This is a genomic window from Streptomyces sp. NPDC002853 (assembly GCF_053591915.1).
On the sequence record NZ_JBSFUS010000003.1, the window covers coordinates 111,189 to 128,849 of the forward strand.

12 protein-coding genes and 1 tRNA gene are annotated in these 17,661 nt (G+C 69.3%); 3 read left to right on the forward strand and 10 right to left on the reverse strand.

The annotated features are described in order from the left end of the window. Window positions 1–166 precede the first annotated feature (166 nt). The 7 genes from rho to ACWD02_RS08415 form a co-directional block, all read right to left on the reverse strand. Window positions 167–2,233 carry a transcription termination factor Rho gene (rho, locus tag ACWD02_RS08385; protein ID WP_451206134.1) on the reverse strand — a complete coding sequence of 689 codons (2,067 nt, stop codon included), beginning with the start codon at window positions 2,231–2,233 and terminating at the stop codon, window positions 167–169. A gap of 372 nt (window positions 2,234–2,605) precedes the next feature. After that, window positions 2,606–3,523 (reverse strand): homoserine kinase, encoded by a 918-nt coding sequence (thrB, locus tag ACWD02_RS08390; protein ID WP_451206138.1) that lies wholly within the window; start codon window positions 3,521–3,523, stop codon window positions 2,606–2,608. A gap of 308 nt (window positions 3,524–3,831) precedes the next feature. Beyond that, window positions 3,832–4,890, reverse strand: a complete 1,059-nt coding sequence (gene thrC / locus ACWD02_RS08395; protein ID WP_363209279.1) for a threonine synthase — start codon at window positions 4,888–4,890, stop codon at window positions 3,832–3,834. Between the two features lie 6 nt (window positions 4,891–4,896). After that, a complete protein-coding gene (locus tag ACWD02_RS08400) occupies window positions 4,897–6,189 on the reverse strand; it encodes a homoserine dehydrogenase (protein ID WP_451206141.1) in 1,293 nt (430 codons plus the stop codon). Window positions 6,190–6,347: 158 nt separating this feature from the next. Continuing rightward, on the reverse strand, window positions 6,348–7,739 hold the full coding sequence (gene lysA / locus ACWD02_RS08405) for a diaminopimelate decarboxylase (RefSeq protein WP_451206144.1): 1,392 nt from the start codon (window positions 7,737–7,739) through the stop codon (window positions 6,348–6,350). A 140-nt stretch (window positions 7,740–7,879) separates the two neighbouring features. Continuing rightward, entirely contained in the window at window positions 7,880–9,187 is a 1,308-nt protein-coding gene (gene nrtL / locus ACWD02_RS08410) for an ArgS-related anticodon-binding protein NrtL (protein ID WP_451206147.1), read from the reverse strand. 316 nt (window positions 9,188–9,503) lie between these two features. Continuing rightward, window positions 9,504–10,022 carry a response regulator gene (locus ACWD02_RS08415; protein ID WP_451206150.1) on the reverse strand — a complete coding sequence of 173 codons (519 nt, stop codon included), beginning with the start codon at window positions 10,020–10,022 and terminating at the stop codon, window positions 9,504–9,506. Window positions 10,023–10,187: 165 nt separating this feature from the next. Between ACWD02_RS08415 and ACWD02_RS08420 the strand changes: the two genes are divergently transcribed. The 3 genes from ACWD02_RS08420 to ACWD02_RS08430 all read left to right on the forward strand — a co-directional run bounded on the left by ACWD02_RS08420 (window position 10,188) and on the right by ACWD02_RS08430 (window position 11,251). Continuing rightward, window positions 10,188–10,259 (forward strand) — tRNA-Arg (locus ACWD02_RS08420). A 100-nt stretch (window positions 10,260–10,359) separates the two neighbouring features. Then, window positions 10,360–10,572, forward strand: a complete 213-nt coding sequence (locus tag ACWD02_RS08425; RefSeq protein WP_451206153.1) for a hypothetical protein — start codon at window positions 10,360–10,362, stop codon at window positions 10,570–10,572. A gap of 100 nt (window positions 10,573–10,672) precedes the next feature. Next, window positions 10,673–11,251 carry a dihydrofolate reductase family protein gene (locus tag ACWD02_RS08430; protein WP_451206156.1) on the forward strand — a complete coding sequence of 193 codons (579 nt, stop codon included), beginning with the start codon at window positions 10,673–10,675 and terminating at the stop codon, window positions 11,249–11,251. On the opposite strand, the gene secD is transcribed toward ACWD02_RS08430, so the two are convergent. From secD to ACWD02_RS08445, 3 genes are all read right to left on the reverse strand, one after another. After that, complete coding sequence (gene secD / locus ACWD02_RS08435; RefSeq protein WP_451207411.1) at window positions 11,223–13,646, reverse strand: protein translocase subunit SecD; 2,424 nt, start codon at window positions 13,644–13,646, stop codon at window positions 11,223–11,225. The genes ACWD02_RS08430 and secD overlap by 29 nt on opposite strands. A 1,891-nt stretch (window positions 13,647–15,537) precedes the next feature. Then, entirely contained in the window at window positions 15,538–16,227 is a 690-nt protein-coding gene (locus tag ACWD02_RS08440) for a response regulator (protein WP_451206159.1), read from the reverse strand. Further along, on the reverse strand, window positions 16,211–17,227 hold the full coding sequence (locus ACWD02_RS08445) for a HAMP domain-containing sensor histidine kinase (protein WP_451207414.1): 1,017 nt from the start codon (window positions 17,225–17,227) through the stop codon (window positions 16,211–16,213). Before ACWD02_RS08445 ends, ACWD02_RS08440 begins: the two co-directional genes overlap by 17 nt. Between the last annotated feature and the right edge of the window lie 434 nt (window positions 17,228–17,661).

A 17,661-nucleotide genomic window follows, 5' to 3' on the forward strand; every position in this document is an offset into this window, starting at 1 on the left:
TGGGCCTCTCACCTGCGATTTCTCCCGACGCGGGGCTACTGCCCGTGACCATAAGGAACTCTTAGACCTGTGGCCAAGGTCATTCCGCGCTCCTCGCGCGCCCCCTACAACGCGAAGGGCCGCCCCCGTCGGATGACGGGGGCGGCCCTTCGTGATGCCGCGGGGACTAGTCGTTGCCGTTGCCCGGCGTCGGGGTCGTCTTCGCGATCTGCATGAGGAACTCGGCGTTCGACTTCGTCTGCTTCATCTTGTCGAGAAGCAGCTCGATGGCCTGCTGCGAGTCGAGCGCGTGCAGCACCCGGCGCAGCTTCCAGACGATCGCCAGCTCTTCGCTGTTGAGCAGGATCTCTTCCTTGCGGGTGGAGGACGCGTCGACGTCCACCGCCGGGAAGATGCGCTTGTCGGAGAGCTTCCGGTCGAGCTTGAGCTCCATGTTGCCGGTGCCCTTGAACTCCTCGAAGATCACCTCGTCCATGCGCGAACCGGTGTCGACGAGCGCGGTGGCGAGGATGGTCAGCGAACCGCCGTCCTCGATGTTGCGCGCGGCACCGAAGAAGCGCTTCGGCGGGTAGAGCGCGGTCGAGTCGACACCACCGGACAGGATGCGGCCGGAGGCCGGGGCCGCCAGGTTGTACGCACGGCCCAGGCGGGTGATCGAGTCGAGAAGCACGACCACGTCGTGCCCCAGCTCCACGAGACGCTTGGCGCGCTCGATGGCCAGCTCGGCGACCGTGGTGTGGTCCTCGGCCGGACGGTCGAAGGTCGAGGAGATGACCTCGCCCTTCACCGACCGCTGCATGTCGGTGACCTCTTCCGGACGCTCGTCGACCAGGACGACCATCAGGTGGCACTCGGGGCTGTTGGTGGTGATCGCGTTCGCGACCGCCTGCATGATCATGGTCTTGCCGGTCTTCGGCGGAGCCACGATCAGACCGCGCTGGCCCTTACCGATCGGCGACACGAGGTCGATGATGCGGGTGGTGAGCACGCCCGGGTCGGTCTCCAGGCGGAGCCGGTCCTGCGGGTAAAGGGGCGTCAGCTTGTTGAACTCCGGTCGCCCGCGCCCGGATTCGGCCGCCATGCCGTTCGCCGAGTCGAGGCGGACGAGCGCGTTGAACTTCTCGCGGCGCTCGCCGTCCTTGGGCTGCCGGACGGCGCCGGTGATGTGGTCACCCTTGCGCAGGCCGTTCTTGCGGACCTGGGCGAGCGACACGTACACGTCGTTCGGACCGGGCAGGTAGCCCGAGGTCCGGATGAACGCGTAGTTGTCGAGGATGTCCAGGATGCCCGCGACGGGGATCAGTACGTCGTCGTCGGCGACCTGCGGCTCGCTGGCGCCACCGAACTCGTCGCGCCCACGACGGCCACGGCGGTCGCGGTAACGGCCGCGGCGGCCACGACGGCCACCCGCCTCGTCGTCGAAGTCGTCCTGCGGTCCGTTGTCCCGCTGGTCGCGCTGGTCCCGCTGCTGACGGTCCTGGCGGTCGCCGCGGTCCTGGCGGTCCTGACGGCCGCCGCCCTGCTGGCGGTTGCCGCCCTGCTGCTCGTCGCCCTTGTTGCCACGGCGGTCGCGGTCACGGCCACGGCCCTGACGGTCGCGGCCCTGGCGGTCACGGCGGCCTTCGGCGTTGTTGTCACCGGAGCCGTCGCCCTTGGCCTCGGACGGCGCGTCCGTCCTGGCCTCGGTCTTCGGCTCGCTCTTCGCCTCGGCGGTGACCGTCTCGGGGCTGCCCGCGTCGGCGGTGGCACGGCGACGGCGGCGCTCACCCTTGTCGGCACCCGCGGGCTGGCCCGGGATGTCGATCTGCTGCTGGGCGGCGTCATCGGCCTTGGCCGGCTGCTCGGCCTTGTCGGCCTTGCTCGCCTTGGTGGCCTTGTCCGGGCTCGCCGAGTTCGCGGCGGTGTCCTCGCCCGTCCGGGCCTTCGAGGTGGCGCGGCGCTTGGGCTTCGTCTCGGCATCCGCGGACGCGGCGGGCGCGGCACTCTTGGCGGAGGCTCCCCCGCCGGCCTGCGCCTCCTTGATGACCTCGATCAGTTGGCTCTTGCGCATCCGCGCGGTGCCCTTGATACCGAGGCCGGATGCGACCTGCTGCAGTTCCGCCAGCACCATGCCATCGAGGCCGGTGCCGCGGCGCCGCCGGGACCCGGCCGAAGCACCGGTGGCAGGCGCCGCAGAGGCGTCCGTGGCGGGCGTGTCGGCAGTCACGCCCATCAGATCGGTGGTGTCGCTCACGAAGGGTCCTTCCCTGGAGCGGACGTCGGCCTGTCTGGCTCGGCGACCGGTTGTGCTGTCCGGAGGTCCTCTGGTGTGTGGACCATGCCGGGGCGGTGGTCCGCCAACGCGCGGCGGAAGAATTCACTGGTGATGGCGAGTCCCGGTGAGGTGCCACTGAGGTGCGGTGTCACTCGACTCGGTCACGCCAATTCCGGAGCGTGCTCGGCACCGCTCAGTGCGAGGCACAGAGCAGTTTGGGAGGCTCCCGGAAGGATGGATGTCCCGGACGGGGACACGAAGCACCTCGCCATGGTGGGGTCGGGTGCAGACTTGAGGTTAACACTACCGGATCCAACAAACATTCCCCCTCTTCTAACCGGCTAACGGGTGTCAGGGCGCAAGCGGCAACACGCTCGCGCCGGACGCGTCGAGCGCCAGGCGGTTGGCCGCCCAGCCTTCGCCGGCAAGGCGTGCGACCTTGTCCGCCGCACTCTCGTCGGCCAGCGCGAGGACCGTGGGTCCCGCGCCGGAGATCATCGCCGGGACACCGTCCGCGCGCAGGCGCTCGACCAGGGCGGCGCTCTCGGGCATGGCGGGTGCGCGGTAGTCCTGGTGGAGCCGGTCCTCGGTCGCGGGGAGCAGCAGCTCGGGGCGCCTGGTCAGGGCCTCTACGAGCAGTGCGGCCCGACCCGCGTTGGCGGCGGCGTCGACGTGCGGGACGGTGCGCGGGAGCAGTCCGCGCGCGGTCTCGGTGAGGACGGGCTTTCCCGGTACGAAGACCACCGGAACGACGGATTCGGCGGGGTCCATCCGGATCGCCCGCGCCGCTCCCCCGTCCATCCACGAGAGCGTGAAGCCGCCGAGCAGACAGGCGGCGACGTTGTCCGGGTGGCCCTCGATCTCGGTGGCGAGCTCGAGCAGGGCGTTGTCGTCCAGCCGGGCGTCGCCGCCTATCGTCACGGCGCGCGCGGCGACGATGCCCGCGCAGATGGCGGCGGACGAGGAGCCGAGGCCCCGGCCGTGCGGAATGCGGTTGGCGCAGACGATTTCGAGCCCGCGCGGCTGTCCGCCGAGCAGGTCGAAGGCGGTGCGCAGGGAACGTACAAGCAGATGCGACTCGTCGCGTGGGAGCGTCTCGCTGCCCTCACCTGCGATGTCGATGTTCAGTCCGGTGTCGGCCACCCGCACGACGACGTCGTCGTACAGACCCAGCGACAGGCCGAGGGCGTCGAAGCCCGGGCCGAGGTTGGCGCTGGTGGCGGGGACGCGCACCCGGACGGCGGCGGCGCGGAACGCGGGACCGGCCATCGCTCGATGACTCTCCTTGAGCTGCGATCTTTTGAGGACTTGCCACGTGATGAGGCACTACCCGAAGGCCGCTCTGCGGCAGCACCGCGGCATATGCGGCGGGGCGGGTTCGGTACAGCCTATCGAAGGAAGGTTCTGTGGCGACATAGGGCGCACAGGAGGCGCACGATGCGTGTCGTAAGCCCCCTGTGCACCCCCTATGCGGAGTTCCGGGTTTTCCAGGCGGTTATGCCCGCCGTCCGGCTGCGGTTATCCCGGACCGGGACGGTTATGCCAGATCCGGGTCACTCGCACCAGACCAGATTCGGCTACGCCAGGCCCAGACGCTCGGCCGCGGCGGCCGAGTCGACCGGCACCGTGACCGGCTGCGGCGCGCCGGCGACGGCCCAGTCCGGGTCCTTGAGGCCGTTCCCGGTGACGGTGCAGACGATGCGCTGCCCCTTGTCGACCTTGCCCTGCTCGGCCGCCTTCAGCAGACCGGCGACGGAAGCGGCCGACGCCGGCTCGACGAAGACACCCTCCTGGGACGCCAACAGCTTGTAGGCGCGCAGGATCTCACGGTCCGTCACCTCGTCGATGAAGCCGTCCGACTCGTCGCGCGCGTCGAGGGCGTACTGCCACGACGCGGGGTTGCCGATGCGAATCGCGGTGGCGATGGTCGACGGGTCCTTGACGATCTCGCCGCGCACGATGGGCGCGGAACCGGAGGCCTGGAAGCCCCACATACGAGGAGTGCGCGTCGAGATCGAGTCGGCGGCGTACTCCTTGTAGCCCTTCCAGTAGGCCGTGATGTTGCCCGCGTTGCCCACCGGCAGGACGTGGATGTCGGGGGCGTCACCGAGCGCGTCGACGATCTCGAACGAGGCGGTCTTCTGACCCTCGATGCGGAACGGGTTGACCGAATTGACCAGCGCCACCGGGTAGTTCTCGGAGAGGGCGCGGGCGAGGTTCAGGCAGTCGTCGAAGTTGCCGTCGACCTGGAGGATCTTCGAGCCGTAGACGAGCGCCTGGCCCATCTTGCCGAGCGCGATCTTGCCCTGCGGCACGAGGACGGCGCAGACCATTCCCGCGCGTACGGCATAGGCGGCGGCCGAGGCCGACGTGTTGCCGGTGGAGGCGCAGATGACGGCCTTCGCGCCCTCCTCCTTGGCCTTCGTGATCGCCATCGTCATGCCGCGGTCCTTGAAGGACCCGGTCGGGTTGGCGCCCTCGACCTTGAGATGTACCTCGCAGCCCGTGCGCTCGGAGAGCACCTGCGCGGGCACGAGCGGCGTGCCGCCCTCACGGAGCGTCACGACCGGCGTCGTGTCGGAGACGGGAAGACGGTCCCGGTACTCCTCGATGATTCCGCGCCATTGGTGGGTCATTGCTGCTTACTCCCCTTCAACCCGCATGATGCTGGCGACACCACGCACGGTGTCGAGATTCCGCAGCGCCTCGACGGTGCCGGTGAGGGCGGCGTCGGGCGCGCGGTGGGTGACGACGACGAGGGAGGCCTCGCCGTCCTTGCCCGTCTGACGGACCGTATCGATCGATACGCCGTGCTCGGCGAAGACCGTCGCGACCTGGGCGAGGACACCCGGCTTGTCGGCTACGTCGAGGCTGATGTGGTAGCGCGTGACGACCTCGCCCATGGAACTCACGGGCAGCTGGGTGTACGCGGATTCGCCGGGCCCGGTGGCCTCGCCGAGCTTGTTGCGGCAGACGGCGACGAGGTCGCCGAGAACGGCCGACGCGGTGGGAGCGCCGCCCGCGCCGGGCCCGTAGAACATGAGCTGACCCGCGGCCTCCGCTTCCACGAAGACGGCGTTGTACGCCTCACGGACCGACGCCAGCGGATGGCTGAGCGGAATCATCGCGGGGTGCACGCGCGCGGTGACGGACCCGCCGTCGGCGGCGCGCTCACAGATGGCGAGCAGCTTGATGGTGCAGCCCATGCGCTTCGCGGACGCGAAGTCGGCGGCGGTCACCTCGGTCATGCCCTCGCGGTAGACGTCGTCGAGACGCACGCGCGTGTGGAAGGCGATCCCGGCGAGGATCGCGGCCTTGGCGGCGGCGTCGAAGCCTTCGACGTCGGCGGTCGGGTCGGCTTCCGCGTACCCGAGCGCGGTGGCCTCGTCGAGCGCTTCCTGATACCCGGCACCGGTGGTGTCCATGGCATCGAGGATGAAGTTGGTGGTTCCGTTCACGATGCCGAGAACCCGGTTGACCTTGTCGCCGACGAGGGACTCGCGCAGCGGCCGGATCAGCGGAATGGCACCGGCGACGGCAGCCTCGTAGTAAAGATCCCGCCCGTGCTCCTCGGCGGCGGCGTGCAGCGCGGCGCCGTCCTGCGCGATGAGCGCCTTGTTGGCGGAGACGACGGACGCACCGTGCTCGAAAGCGGTGGTGATGAGGGTCCTGGCGGGCTCGATGCCCCCGATGACCTCGACGACGACATCAATGTCACCGCGTTTGACCAGCGCGGTCGCGTCGGTGGTGACGAGGGAAGGATCGATTCCCTCACGCACCTTCGACGGCCGGCGCACGGCCACCCCGGCGAGTTCCACCGGGGCGCCGATCCTGGCCGTGAGGTCGTCGGCGTGCGTCGTCATGATGCGCGCCACCTCTGAGCCGACAACCCCACAGCCCAGCAGCGCCACCTTCAGCGGACGCGTACGCATCATCCGACCTCACTTCTCATACATCTACAGTGGGACCAGTCTCACCCACCGGATCGCGGTTTCTATCCACTGTCCGGACTGTGAGACATCTATTTCACTGGCCGATACTCACCGGTGCCGGTCGGCACCCGCCAGTCGCTGTTCTCGACGTTATCCCGAGCTCAGCCGACATCGAGACGCAGGAGATCCTCCTCCGTCTCGCGCCGGACGATGACCCGCGCCTCGCCGTCCCGCACGGCGACGACCGGCGGACGCAGGGCGTGGTTGTAGTTGCTCGCCATCGAGCGGCAGTACGCGCCGGTCGCGGGCACGGCGATCAGATCACCCGGCGCGAGGTCCGCCGGAAGGAACGCGTCCTTCACCACGATGTCCCCGCTCTCGCAGTGCTTGCCGACGACGCGCACGAGCATCGGCTCGGCATCGGACTCACGCGAGACGAGCGCGACGCTGTACTCGGCGTCGTAGAGCGCCGTACGGATGTTGTCGGACATGCCGCCGTCGACGGAGACGTACGTACGCAGTCCCTCGAGGGGCTTGACGGTGCCGACCTCGTACAGGGTGAAGGCGGTGGGCCCGACGATGGCGCGCCCGGGCTCGACGGAGATACGGGGAGTGCGGAGGTTGGCCGCCTCGCACTCACGCGTGACGATCTCGCTCAGCGCCTTGGCGATCTCGTGCGGCTCGCGGGGGTCGTCCTCGGAGGTGTAGGCGATGCCGAGGCCACCGCCGAGGTCGATCTCGGGAAGCTCGATGCCGTGCTCGTCCCGCACCTCGGCGAGCAACTGGACGACGCGCCGGGCACTGACCTCGAACCCGGCCATGTCGAAGATCTGCGACCCGATGTGCGAGTGCACGCCGATGAGCTCGAGCCCGTCGAGCTGCAGGGCCCTGCGCACGGCTTCGGCGGCCTGCCCCCCGGCGAGGGCGATGCCGAACTTCTGGTCCTCGTGCGCGGTGGCGATGAACTCGTGGGTGTGGGCCTCGACGCCGACGGTCACGCGGATCTGCACGCGCTGACGTACGCCGAGCCGGTCGGCGATGTGAGCGACGCGCACGATCTCCTGGAAGGAGTCGAGCACGATGCGCCCGACACCGGCCTCGATCGCCCGCTCGATCTCGCCCTCCGTCTTGTTGTTGCCGTGGAAGGCGATGCGGTCGGCGGGCATGCCGGCGGCGAGGGCGGTGGCGAGCTCGCCACCGCTGCAGACGTCGAGGTTGAGCCCTTCCTCGTGCAGCCACCGCACGATGGCCCGCGAGAGGAAGGCCTTCCCGGCGTAGAAGACGTCGGCATCGGAGCCGAAGGCTCCGCGCCAGGCGTGGCAGCGGGCACGGAAGTCGGCCTCGTCGAGGAAGTAGGCGGGGGTGCCGAACTCCTCGGCGAGCCGGGTCACCTCGATGCCGCCGACGGTGACGACACCGTCGGCGCTGCGCCCGACGGTCTGCGCCCAGACCTTCGGGTCGAGGGAATTCAGGTCGTCGGCCGGGGCGGTGTAGTGCCCTTCGGGCAGTACGTCGGCGTGGCGAGGCCCGGCGGGGTGTGCGGAACGGCTCATGTCGCGGTCGTCTCTCTCACTTCGGTCACGTCGGGCGCGTAGGGCGCGTCGGGCGCGTCGTTGATGTGTGGCGCATCGGTCGCGTCGGGCGCGTCGGGCATGTCGGGCGCGTCGGTCGCGTCTCTACGTGTCACAAGTAGTCACAAGTACTCGGGGGCGCTGATGCCGAGCAGGGACAGGCCGCCTGCGAGCACCGTCCCGGCGGCTTCGGCGAGCGCGAGCCGGGCGCGGTGGGCGGCCAAGGGTTTCTCGTCACCGAGCGGCAGAACGTCGGGCTGAAAGGCGAGGAAGGCATCGGCGATCACGACGAGATGCCGGGCAAGCCGATCGGGAGCACGGTGCCGGGCGGCCCCGGCGAGGATGCGCGGATGGTCGACAAGGGCGTCGAGCAACTCCCACGCCTCCGCCCCGGCTATGTCACCGGGCTCGGCGCTGAAACCGAGGGCGGCGGCGTTGCGAGTGAGGGCACGGGCGCGGGAGTGGGCGTACCGCACGCGGAAGAGGGGATTGCTCGCACGCTGGACCAGGTGCTCGCCGCTGATACGGGGCCGATCGTGACCGGCGGGCCAGAGCAGGGCCCAGCGGGTGGCGTCGGGGCCTAGGGGGGTGGGGGCGGTGCGCAGGGGGGTGGGGACGGTGCCCGGAGGGGTGGGGCCGGTGGGCGCGGGGCCGGTGCCCGAGGGGCCGGTGGGCGCGGGGTGGGGTCGCAGAATCTCGGCGTCCGCCGTGGGCTTCCCGCTGGCGTCGACGTGCACGCCGAGCCCGCCGGCCGCCGTCCAGCTGGGGTCGGGGGCTTCGTCGCAGGTGAGGCGGACGGAGATGCCCTGGGTGCGGAGGATGCGGCGGAGGGCGTCGGCCAGGACGGCGGCGCGGGGTTCGCGGGGGAAGTGGAGGGTGAGGGGGGTGCGGAGGTTGGTGGAGCTGTGCGCTGGGCCGGGGGGGACGTGGCCGTAGTGGGCGCCCCGCTCCAGTACGTCCCGTACGAGGGCGGCGCTGCCGCTGCTCCCCCGGTGGGAGGCGGGGGTGTCGCTGCCGGGGTCGGAGCTGCTGCCGCCCGGGTGGCCGGTGCTGGGGCCACCGCGATCGAGGGTGATGTTGAGGAATCCGGGCCCGGTGATGTCGATGGCCGCGATGCCGGGCTCCATCGCGAGCCGCGGGGAGAGCACCTCGGCGACCTGACGGGGCGAACGCCCGGCGGCGCGGGCGATCTGCAGGGCGACGTTGGTGGCGTAATCCCCACACCCACCGGGACGGGGCCGCTCGACGACGACCCGCCAGGGGGCACCGTCACCCCCAAGATCACTCTGCTCCCCGACATCACTCGTCTTGTTGTCGAGATCACTCATCCCGCCCGGGCCACGGAGCTCTCCAAGGCCACTGAGCTCGCCGTCATCGACGGCACGACGCATGGCGCGCAGCACGGTGCGGGAGAGCTCGACGGGGGTCACGGGTCAAGCGTATGGGAGGAGGGGGGTGGGGACGCGACCTGGTTTCCCTGATGGTCCGGGATGTGGACGGGGGTGGGCTGGAGGGCGGGGGCTGGGGCTGTTGCGGAGATGAGCCGACGGGGCGCTGGGGGGGGCGGAAGGGGGTGAGGGCGGAAGGGGGTGGGGGTCAGAAGGGGGTGGGGGGCAGAAGGGGGTGGGGGTCAGCGCGGGGCCAAGCCAAGACGCCCAGGCCGGTAGGAGCCGGCTAAGCCGGTAGGAGCCGGCCAAGCCGGTAGGAGCCGGCCAAGCCGGTAGGAGCCGGCTAAGCCGGTGGGGGTCAGGCGCCGGGGCGGCCGGCGCGCTCGGCTTCACCGGCGGCAGCGCCAAACTCACCGCCGATGGCCCCACCACCACTCGCGGGCCCGTCACGCCTGCCGTTCTCCACCAACTGCCGTACGATGCCGAGCAGTTCGGATGGTTCGAAGGGCTTGGCCAGGAAGGCGTCCACGCCCACTTCCAGCCCGCTCTCCACCTCGTACTGGGTGCAGGCGCTGACGATGACGACGGGCAGATCGCGGGTCCGCGGATCGGACCGCAGCCGAGCGGCGGTACGCAGCCCGTCGAGGCGGGGCATCACCACGTCGAGCGTGACGACATCGGGTCTGACCTGGTCGACCACGTCCAGACATTCGGCACCATCAGCCGCGGTCACGACCTCGAAGCCCTCCAGCTCGAGGTTGACCCTGATCAGCTGCCGGATGACCTTGTTGTCGTCGACAACAAGCACGCGGCCTGACACGCCTGACACAACTCGAGAGTAGGTCCGCGCCCACCACCGCGTCCGGGTTTTCCCCACTTCCGCCCCGCACGGGGGATCGCGCGGCGGAGCCAGGGGCGACCTCTGGGACGCAGGGTGCGGATGCGCCCGCCTTCACGGCCACGGAGTGCGGAAATACCTGTTCATGGGGAGCCGTTAGGAGCTGGTAGGGTTCTACACGTCGCCGCGCAAAACGGCCGACACGCCCCCGTAGCTCAGGGGATAGAGCAACGGCCTCCGGAGCCGTGTGCGCAGGTTCGAATCCTGCCGGGGGCACCTTGTAGTGGGTGCCTGAGACCCCGTCAGCAGCGGAGACGTTGCGGGCGGGGTTTTGCGTGTGCGTGGGTGGTTGGTGGGGGCGGGCATGCTCTTGTGCATGAGTGCCTACAGCAGTGACCTGGAACTGGGCGTCAGCGATGTCACCGGGAGTGGCGTTGAGGTGGATGTCGCCACGAATCTGTTGGACGGCACCGTGCGGTTGGCGGTGTTGTGCACTGATGAGATCTTTCTGAGCCCTGGTGATGCCGAGCTCGTCGCTCAGGCCCTGTTGCGCGCCGCCGCGCGTGGGCGTCGCGTCTCTGAGGCGTGAGGAGCGACCGCAGCAGGCCTTGGGTGTGGCGATGAGTTTTGTTGTGCGGGGCGGTCTGTACTGGTGACCTGTTCGATCAGCCTCGGATTTGGGGATCATCATGGCCGCTACCTACACCTTTGACGTCTTCTCCAGCCTTGATGGTTTTGGGGGCGCCGGTGGTGACTGGACCGGGTACTGGGGCAAGCAAGGGCCCGAGCTTCTCGATCATCGCCTTGCTCTTTATCGCGAGGAGCAGCGGATGGTTTTTGGGGCCAACACGTATCGGGCTTTCTCTCAGATGCTGGCTGCCAGTACCGAGGAGTCCGAGGTTCGTGATCCATGGGTTACCCGGATGATCAATCTGCCGGCGACGGTGGTGTCCACCACCCTGAAAGAGCCTCTCGACTGGGCGGATGCGGCCGTCGCGAGCGGGGACGCCGTTGAAGTCGTCGCTCGGCTCAAGGAAGAGTCCGCCGTGCCGCTGCGGTCGCACGGCAGTCTGTCCATGAATCGGGCCTTGATGGCTGCCGGCCTGGTTGATCGGGTCCAGGTCACGCTCTTTCCCGTGATCACCGGTCGGAGCGGGCTGGACCCGATCTTTCAGGGTGCGGACGACTTCGATCTTGAGTTGATCGAAAGCCGCGTGCTTGACGGACGTACTCACGAGCTCATTTATCGGCCCTCCCTGCACGGCTGAGAGCTGTCATTTCTATGGCCAGCGGTGTGGCCGTGAACATCGAGGAGTAGGTGCCCACCGCCAGACCGATCAGCAACGCCAGGGCGAAGTCCGTCAGAGGGGCGCCTCCGAACGTTGCCAGCGCCGTGAGGATGAATGCCGCGCCCATTCCTGTGTTGATGGTTCTGGGGAGGGTTTGCAGTAGGGCCTTGTTGGTGATTTGTGCGTATGGGGTGTCGTGTGGGGTGTCGTGTGGGGTGTCGTATGGGGGCGTGGGTTTGGACGTGGTTTGGGTAGCGGTTTTGGTTGTCGTTTTGGTTGTCGTTTTGGTTGTGGTCTTTTTTGTTAGTTCTCTTATTCTGTCGAAGACCACCACCGAGTCGTTTACCGAATAGCCGATCACTGTCAGGAGCGCGGCCAGGAAGATTCCGTCTATCGGTTTGCCAAGCCACGCGAAGATGCCGACGAGGATGATTACGTCGTGGGCCAGGGCGACGACTGCTGCTGTGCCCAGTAGCCAGCGGAATCTGGCCGCCAGGTACGCGAGTTGCGCGGCCAGCGCCACTCCGAGGGCGATCAAGGCGCCCTGACGTAGTTCCTTGCCGAGGCTGGGGCCGATCGATTCGTCGCGGAGCTTTGTGGGTGGCTGGTCCGTCAGGGTGCCGATCGTGGTGGTGATCTTCTCTGCCTGAGAATTCGTCAGAGTGTGGGTGCGGATTGTGAGGTGGTGTGGGGTGGGAGTTTGGGGGGCGTGCTGGGAGTCCTTGGGGGTGGGGATTTTGGGGGCGTTTGTTGTCTGGATTACTGTTTCCGGGAATCCTGCCTTCGTCAGTGCCGTACGGGCTTTTTCGGGGGCGATGGGGGTCTCGGTGGCGTATTCGATTACGCGGCCGCCCGTGAATTCAATGCCGAAGTCCAGGCCCCGTGAGGCGATTCCGGTGATCGCCAGGATCAGCGCGGCTGCGGAGACTGCCAGCCATCTGCGGGGGTGGCCCATCAGGTTGGGATTGGCGCGAGTCAGGCGAGCTCGGATCGTGCCGATGCCCGCGATGCCGGTCAGAGCGGGGTGGCGGCGTATGGCGGGGTGTGCCGCGGCGTGGTCAGCCAGGGCGCGGGTGATGACCAGGGCGCTGAACATCGAGGCGAGGACGCCGATGCCCAACGTGACGCCGAAGCCTCGTACCGGGCCTGATGCGAGGAAGAAGAGCAGGCCGGCGGCGATGAGCGTGGTGATGTTGGAGTCCGCGATCGCGCTGAACGCGTTGCGGAATCCTGCGGTCAGGGTCGACCGGGGTGTCGGGCGGTCCCGGGCTGCGTACTCCTCGCGGGCGCGTTCGAAGACGAGGACGTTGGCGTCGACCGCCATGCCGATGGCCAGCACGAAGCCGGCGAGGCCGGGGAGCGTGAGAGTGGCGCCGAGTGCGGCGAGGGCGGCGTAGGAGATCAGGCCGTATGCGGCCAGGGCCAGGGTGGCGAGGGCGCCCATGAGTCGGTAGACGGCGATGATGAAGAGCGCGGTCAGCGTGGTGCCGATGGCTGCGGCCCAGATGCTGGCCGTGATGGCTTGCGCGCCGAGGCTGGCGCCTACCGTGCGTTGCTCGATGATCTCCACCGGTACGGGGAGGGCTCCCCCGCTGATCAGTAGGGACAGTTCGCGGGCCTCGCTGTCGCTGAACGAGCCCGTGATTTGCGTCGAGCCGCCGCTGATTCCGGAGCCGCACGTGACCGAGGTGTCTACCTGTGGCGAGGAAATGATCTTGCCGTCCAGGACGATGGCGACCCTTCGGGCCGGGTCCCCTGCGGGGTGGCAGGCGGCTTCGCCCGTCAGGCGGGTCCAGGCGTCACGCCCTGGTCCCTTGAAGTCGACGGTCACGTGCCAACCGGCGCCGCCCTGCTGGTCGAAGCGGTTGGTGGCCTTCTCGACCTGCTTGCCCGTGAGTGCGGCCGCCTCCAGGTGCAGGGGGTTGCCTGACTCGTCGGTCAGGGTTTGCTGGTGGGGGCGGGAGGAGGGTGTGGGGGCCGGGTGGGAGGAGGGGGTGGGGTGGGGTGCGGAATCGTCGGTTTTCTTTGCTGCGCCGATCACTTGGTGGAAGGTGAGTTCGGCTGTGCGGCCGAGCATGTCCGCTGCCTTGGTCGGGTCCTGGGCGCCGGGCAGCTCCACGACGATCCGGTTGTCCCCGGAGCGGGCGATGGTGGGCTCGGCGACACCTAGCGCGTCGATACGTCCGCGAAGCACCTCCACGGTGCGGTCCGTGGCCTCCTTGCCTGCTTCGGAGGTGGAGTTGTCGGTGGAGGTGGGGCGGGTTTCCAGTACGAGTTGCGTGCCGCCGCGCAGGTCGAGCCCCAGGTGGACGGGCACGGTCAGGGCTACGTAGAGGGATAGGGCTACTGCGGCCAGGGCTAGTAGGGCTCTGATGAGTTGGGGGCGGGGGGTGGATCTGCGTGGGGGCCGGGGGGTGGATTGGCGTGGGGTGCGCGGGGTTGATTGGCGTGGGGGGCGGGGGCTCGATCGGTGCGGGGGTCTGGTGGTGGCTGATCGGTGCGGGGAACGCGGGGTGGGGCCGCGTTGAGATTTCTTTGCGTTGGGGCTTGGGGGGTGGGACACGCCGGAGGTTCCGGAGTTTGGGGGGTGGTTCGCGTCGGGGCTCTGGGAGTGGTTCGCGTGGGAGCTACGGGAGTGGTTCGCGCCGGAGTTTGGAGGGTGGCTCCCGTCGGGGTTCTGGGGGCGGCTCGCGGATGGGTCTGGGTGCGGGTGGGGGTTTGCTGGGTGGTTCGCGTCGGCGCTCAAGGGGCGATCCGGGTGCGGGGGATGGTTGACGTCCGGGATCGGGTTCGAGGGCGGGTTCGCGTCGCGGCTTGGGGGGCGACTCGCGACCGCGGGTGTGGGGGTGTTCGCGTCGGGCGTTCGGGGACGACCCGCGTCCGGGAACGAGGAATCGTGCTCGTCGAGGCTCGCGGGGCGACTCGCCTCCGTGAGCGGGCGCGAGCCCGGCAGAGGGGTCGCGTCAGGGCTTGGACGACGGCTCGGCTCCGGGGGCGTGGGGGTGTTCACGTCGGAGTTTGAGGGGCATTTGTCGTCCGGGTTCGGGGGGCGGTTCGCGTCGGGACGCGGGGGTGGTTGGGGCACAGCGGGCCTCCGGCAGGCACGCCGCGGCCAGGGCAGTGGCCGCGGTCAAGGGGAAGAAGGGGTGTCAGGTGCCGGGAGGTGGGGGTGGTGCGCGTACGCCGGGTGGGCCGGCTGCTTGCAGGGATGCGGGCGGGCGTGGCGCCGACGAGGGCGCCCACGCGGGCCGGCCCAGGGCGGCAGTTGTGCCCACCGTGGTGGGAGTGACTGGGGGCGGCGGCGACGGCCGCTCGCCGGTGGTGGTGTCGCGCTGACTACGGGTCGCGGCGCTGGAGGCTGAGGGGTCCGCGTCGTCTGCGCGCGGTGTGGTGAGTGCCGTTGCTGCTCTGGATGCGGGTGCGTTCGCATCGTCTGCGCGGGGTGCGCTGAGTGCGAGGGCTGCACCGAATGCGGGCGTGCTTGCACCGTCTACGTGCGGTGCGCCGAGCCGAGCCTCGGTACCGGCTGACGCGCGTGCGTTCGCACCAACTGCGGCCAGTGTGTCGAACAGAGCCGCGGCACCGGCTGATGCCGGTGCGTACGTGCCGCTGTTGTGTTCGGGGGGTCCCAGCAGGGCGGTCAGAACCGCGAGCAGTACGGCCAGCAGTGCTGCCGGACCTGGGGCGAGGGTGCGCGGGACGGTGTGCGACGAGCGTGCCACGGGCCGTCCCCCTCTTCGTGTCGGTGGTTGGTGGCCTACGTACGTTGGATGCCTCAAGGCCCGGCCGGGGAGTGGCAGCTGGGCCTTGAGGCGGTCATGTGGGTGGGGGGGTGGATCAGGCAGGCGAGAAGGTCGAGCAGGTCATGCGGTTGGGAGAGCGGCGGTTGGGCGGTTGGGGAACGGCGGTTGGGGGGCGCGTCGGCCAGGCCCGCGCGCGGAGCGCACCAGGGCGGGCGGGCTGGTGATCGGGCGGGGTCGGTCTTGCGTTGGGGGCGCGAGGCCCGTCAGCCTTCGGAGCCTCGGGCCCGTGAGCCTTCTGGGAGCCCGACGTCCCTCAGGCTTCGGGGGACCCGGCGTCCTCAGGCTTCAGGAAGCGGGAGTCCCTAAGACTTCAGGGAGTACCGCGTCCTCAGATTTCGGGAAGCTGGAGTCCGCCAACCTTCGGGGAGCCTCGGGTCCCTCAGGCTTCGGGGAGCCTCGGGCCCGCCCGTCCGGCTTCGGGAAGCGGGAGTCCGAGTCCCTCAGGTCTCGCGGAGGCCGGGGTCAGGGTTCGATCAAGCCTGCTCTGATTGCGTAGCGCGTTAGTTCCAGGCGGTTGCGCAGGCCCAGTTTGTGGAGCAGGTTCGCTCGGTGTCTGTGAACCGTTTTGATGCTGATGAAGAGCATTTCCGCGATCTCCTTCGAGGAGTGGCCCTCGGCCACGAGTTTCAGAACCTCCTCCTCCCTCGCCGTCAGCACCTGGTCCGGCGGCTCCTCGCCCTGGCGGACCCGGTCGAGGTAGTTGCGGATCAGTGCGGTGACCGCGCCCGGGTAGAGGAAGGGTTCGTCCCGCATCGCCGCCCGGCAGGCGGCCACCAGGTCCCGGTCGGCCACCGACTTCAGCACGTATCCGCTCGCACCCGCCTTCAGCGCCTGGAAGAAGTACTGCTCGTTGTCGTGCATCGTCAGCATCAGTACGCGTACGCCCGGCTTCAGCGCCGCCAGTTCGCGCGCGGCCTGCAGACCGGTCATCCGGGGCATCGCGATGTCCAGTACCGCCAGGTCGACCTCGTGCGTGCGGGCCAGGGCTATGGCCTCCGCGCCGTCCCCTGCCTCGGCGACCACCTGGAGGTCCGGCTCGCCGTCCAGGATGAGCCGCACCCCGCGACGTACCAACGCGTGGTCGTCGGCCAGGAGGATACGGATCGGTGTGCCGATCGGTGCGTTGATCGGTGTACTAGTTGAATTCTTCATCGGTACCTCCTGCAGGTGCCGGAGGTGCGGAGTGCGTGCCCGGTGCGTCAGCGGACGAATGAGTCGGGACCGTCAGCCTTACCTCCGTGCCGGCAGCCTGCAGGCCCGACGTGACGTCCAGCTTCGCCCCGATGAACAGCGCCCGTTCTCGCATCCCCCGGATCCCCGCCCCCTCGTGGGCGACCCCCGTCCCCCGGCCGTCGTCCGCGACGGACAGCACCACCGTGCCGTACGCCCGGGTCAGGCTCACCTCGACCCGGCCCGCCTCGGCGTGGCGGGCCGCGTTGGTCAGGGCCTCCTGGGCCACCCGGTACAGGACCAGTTCCGTCTGCTGGTCCAGTGGAGGCAGGGATGCGTCGAAGCGGCGTACCACTCGTAGCCCGGCGTGTGTGGCGAACTCCGTGGTCAGCGAGGTCAGCGCGCTGATCAGGCCGAGGTCGTCCAGCACGCCCGGCCGCAGCCTGCGCACCAGGCGGCGTACTTCGTCCAGGCTCCCCCGCGTGATCTCCTGCGCCTGCTGCAGCTCGGCGCGCAGGGGTTCGTCCGCCGCGTCCGACGCCCGCTTGAGGGCCAGCAGGACCGCGGTCATCGTCTGGCCGACCTCGTCGTGCAGCTCCTGGGCGATACGGCGCCGTTCCGATTCCTGCGCCAGGAGCACGCGGGCGCTGCTCGCTGCCCGTTCCTGCTCCAGCCGTTCGAGCATGGCGTTGAACGTGCGGATCAGTTCGGCGGTCTCGCCTCTGCCCTGTTCCGGCAGGCGGTGGCCGGGGCGCAGCAGGTCGACCGTGGTCATCAAGCGGGTGAGCCGTTCCAGCGGGGCGAGGCCGATCCGCAGCAGGGCCGCGTTGGCGACCAGCATGACGCCAAGGCCGGCCACGAGGATGACCGCCTCGGTCAGCACCACCGGCACGGAGACGGTCACCGGCGCCCACAGCAGCAGCGCGGTGGCGCTTCCCAGCACCACCGCGTTGAGCGCGAAGATCCGCCAGAACAGGGACAACGGGGTGGCGCCTCTCTTGGGTGGGTGACGTTTCATCTCGTATGTGTGCGTGACGGAACGTCCGTTGTGTGCGTGACGGAACGTCTGCTGTGTGCGTGACGGAAACGACCGCGTGCCTGCGTGTGTGCGTGCCTGCCTGCCTGCGTGACGTTTCGTCTCGTCCTTCCGGGCGATCTTGTCCCGTCTGTCGTCCAGCCTGCCTGCTTCCGTTCTCTCCGTCGATGGGGCCCAATGCCCATTTCCTCACCTTGGCCTGCCCATGGATCTGCCCATGGACCTGCTCATGGACCTGCTCATGGACCTGCTCTTGGACCTGCTCTTGGACCTGCTCTTGGTCGGCCCGCGCGCCGGGATGGGCCCTCTGAACGGCCGTAGATGGGTATCGCGCCCGATGGGCTTTACGTTCCGTACCGGCGACGGTGGGGGCATATACG

Bases quoted from the DNA above. Each gene is read 5' to 3' on its own strand.
- thrB (WP_451206138.1), bottom strand. From the start codon at position 3,523: ATGGCCGGTCCCGCGTTCCGCGCCGCCGCCGTCCGGGTGCGCGTCCCC.
- thrC (WP_363209279.1), bottom strand. From the start codon at position 4,890: ATGACCCACCAATGGCGCGGAATCATCGAGGAGTACCGGGACCGTCTT.
- ACWD02_RS08400 (WP_451206141.1), bottom strand. From the start codon at position 6,189: ATGATGCGTACGCGTCCGCTGAAGGTGGCGCTGCTGGGCTGTGGGGTT.
- lysA (WP_451206144.1), bottom strand. From the start codon at position 7,739: ATGAGCCGTTCCGCACACCCCGCCGGGCCTCGCCACGCCGACGTACTG.
- ACWD02_RS08425 (WP_451206153.1), top strand. From the start codon at position 10,360: ATGAGTGCCTACAGCAGTGACCTGGAACTGGGCGTCAGCGATGTCACC.
- ACWD02_RS08430 (WP_451206156.1), top strand. From the start codon at position 10,673: ATGGCCGCTACCTACACCTTTGACGTCTTCTCCAGCCTTGATGGTTTT.
- ACWD02_RS08440 (WP_451206159.1), bottom strand. From the start codon at position 16,227: ATGAAGAATTCAACTAGTACACCGATCAACGCACCGATCGGCACACCG.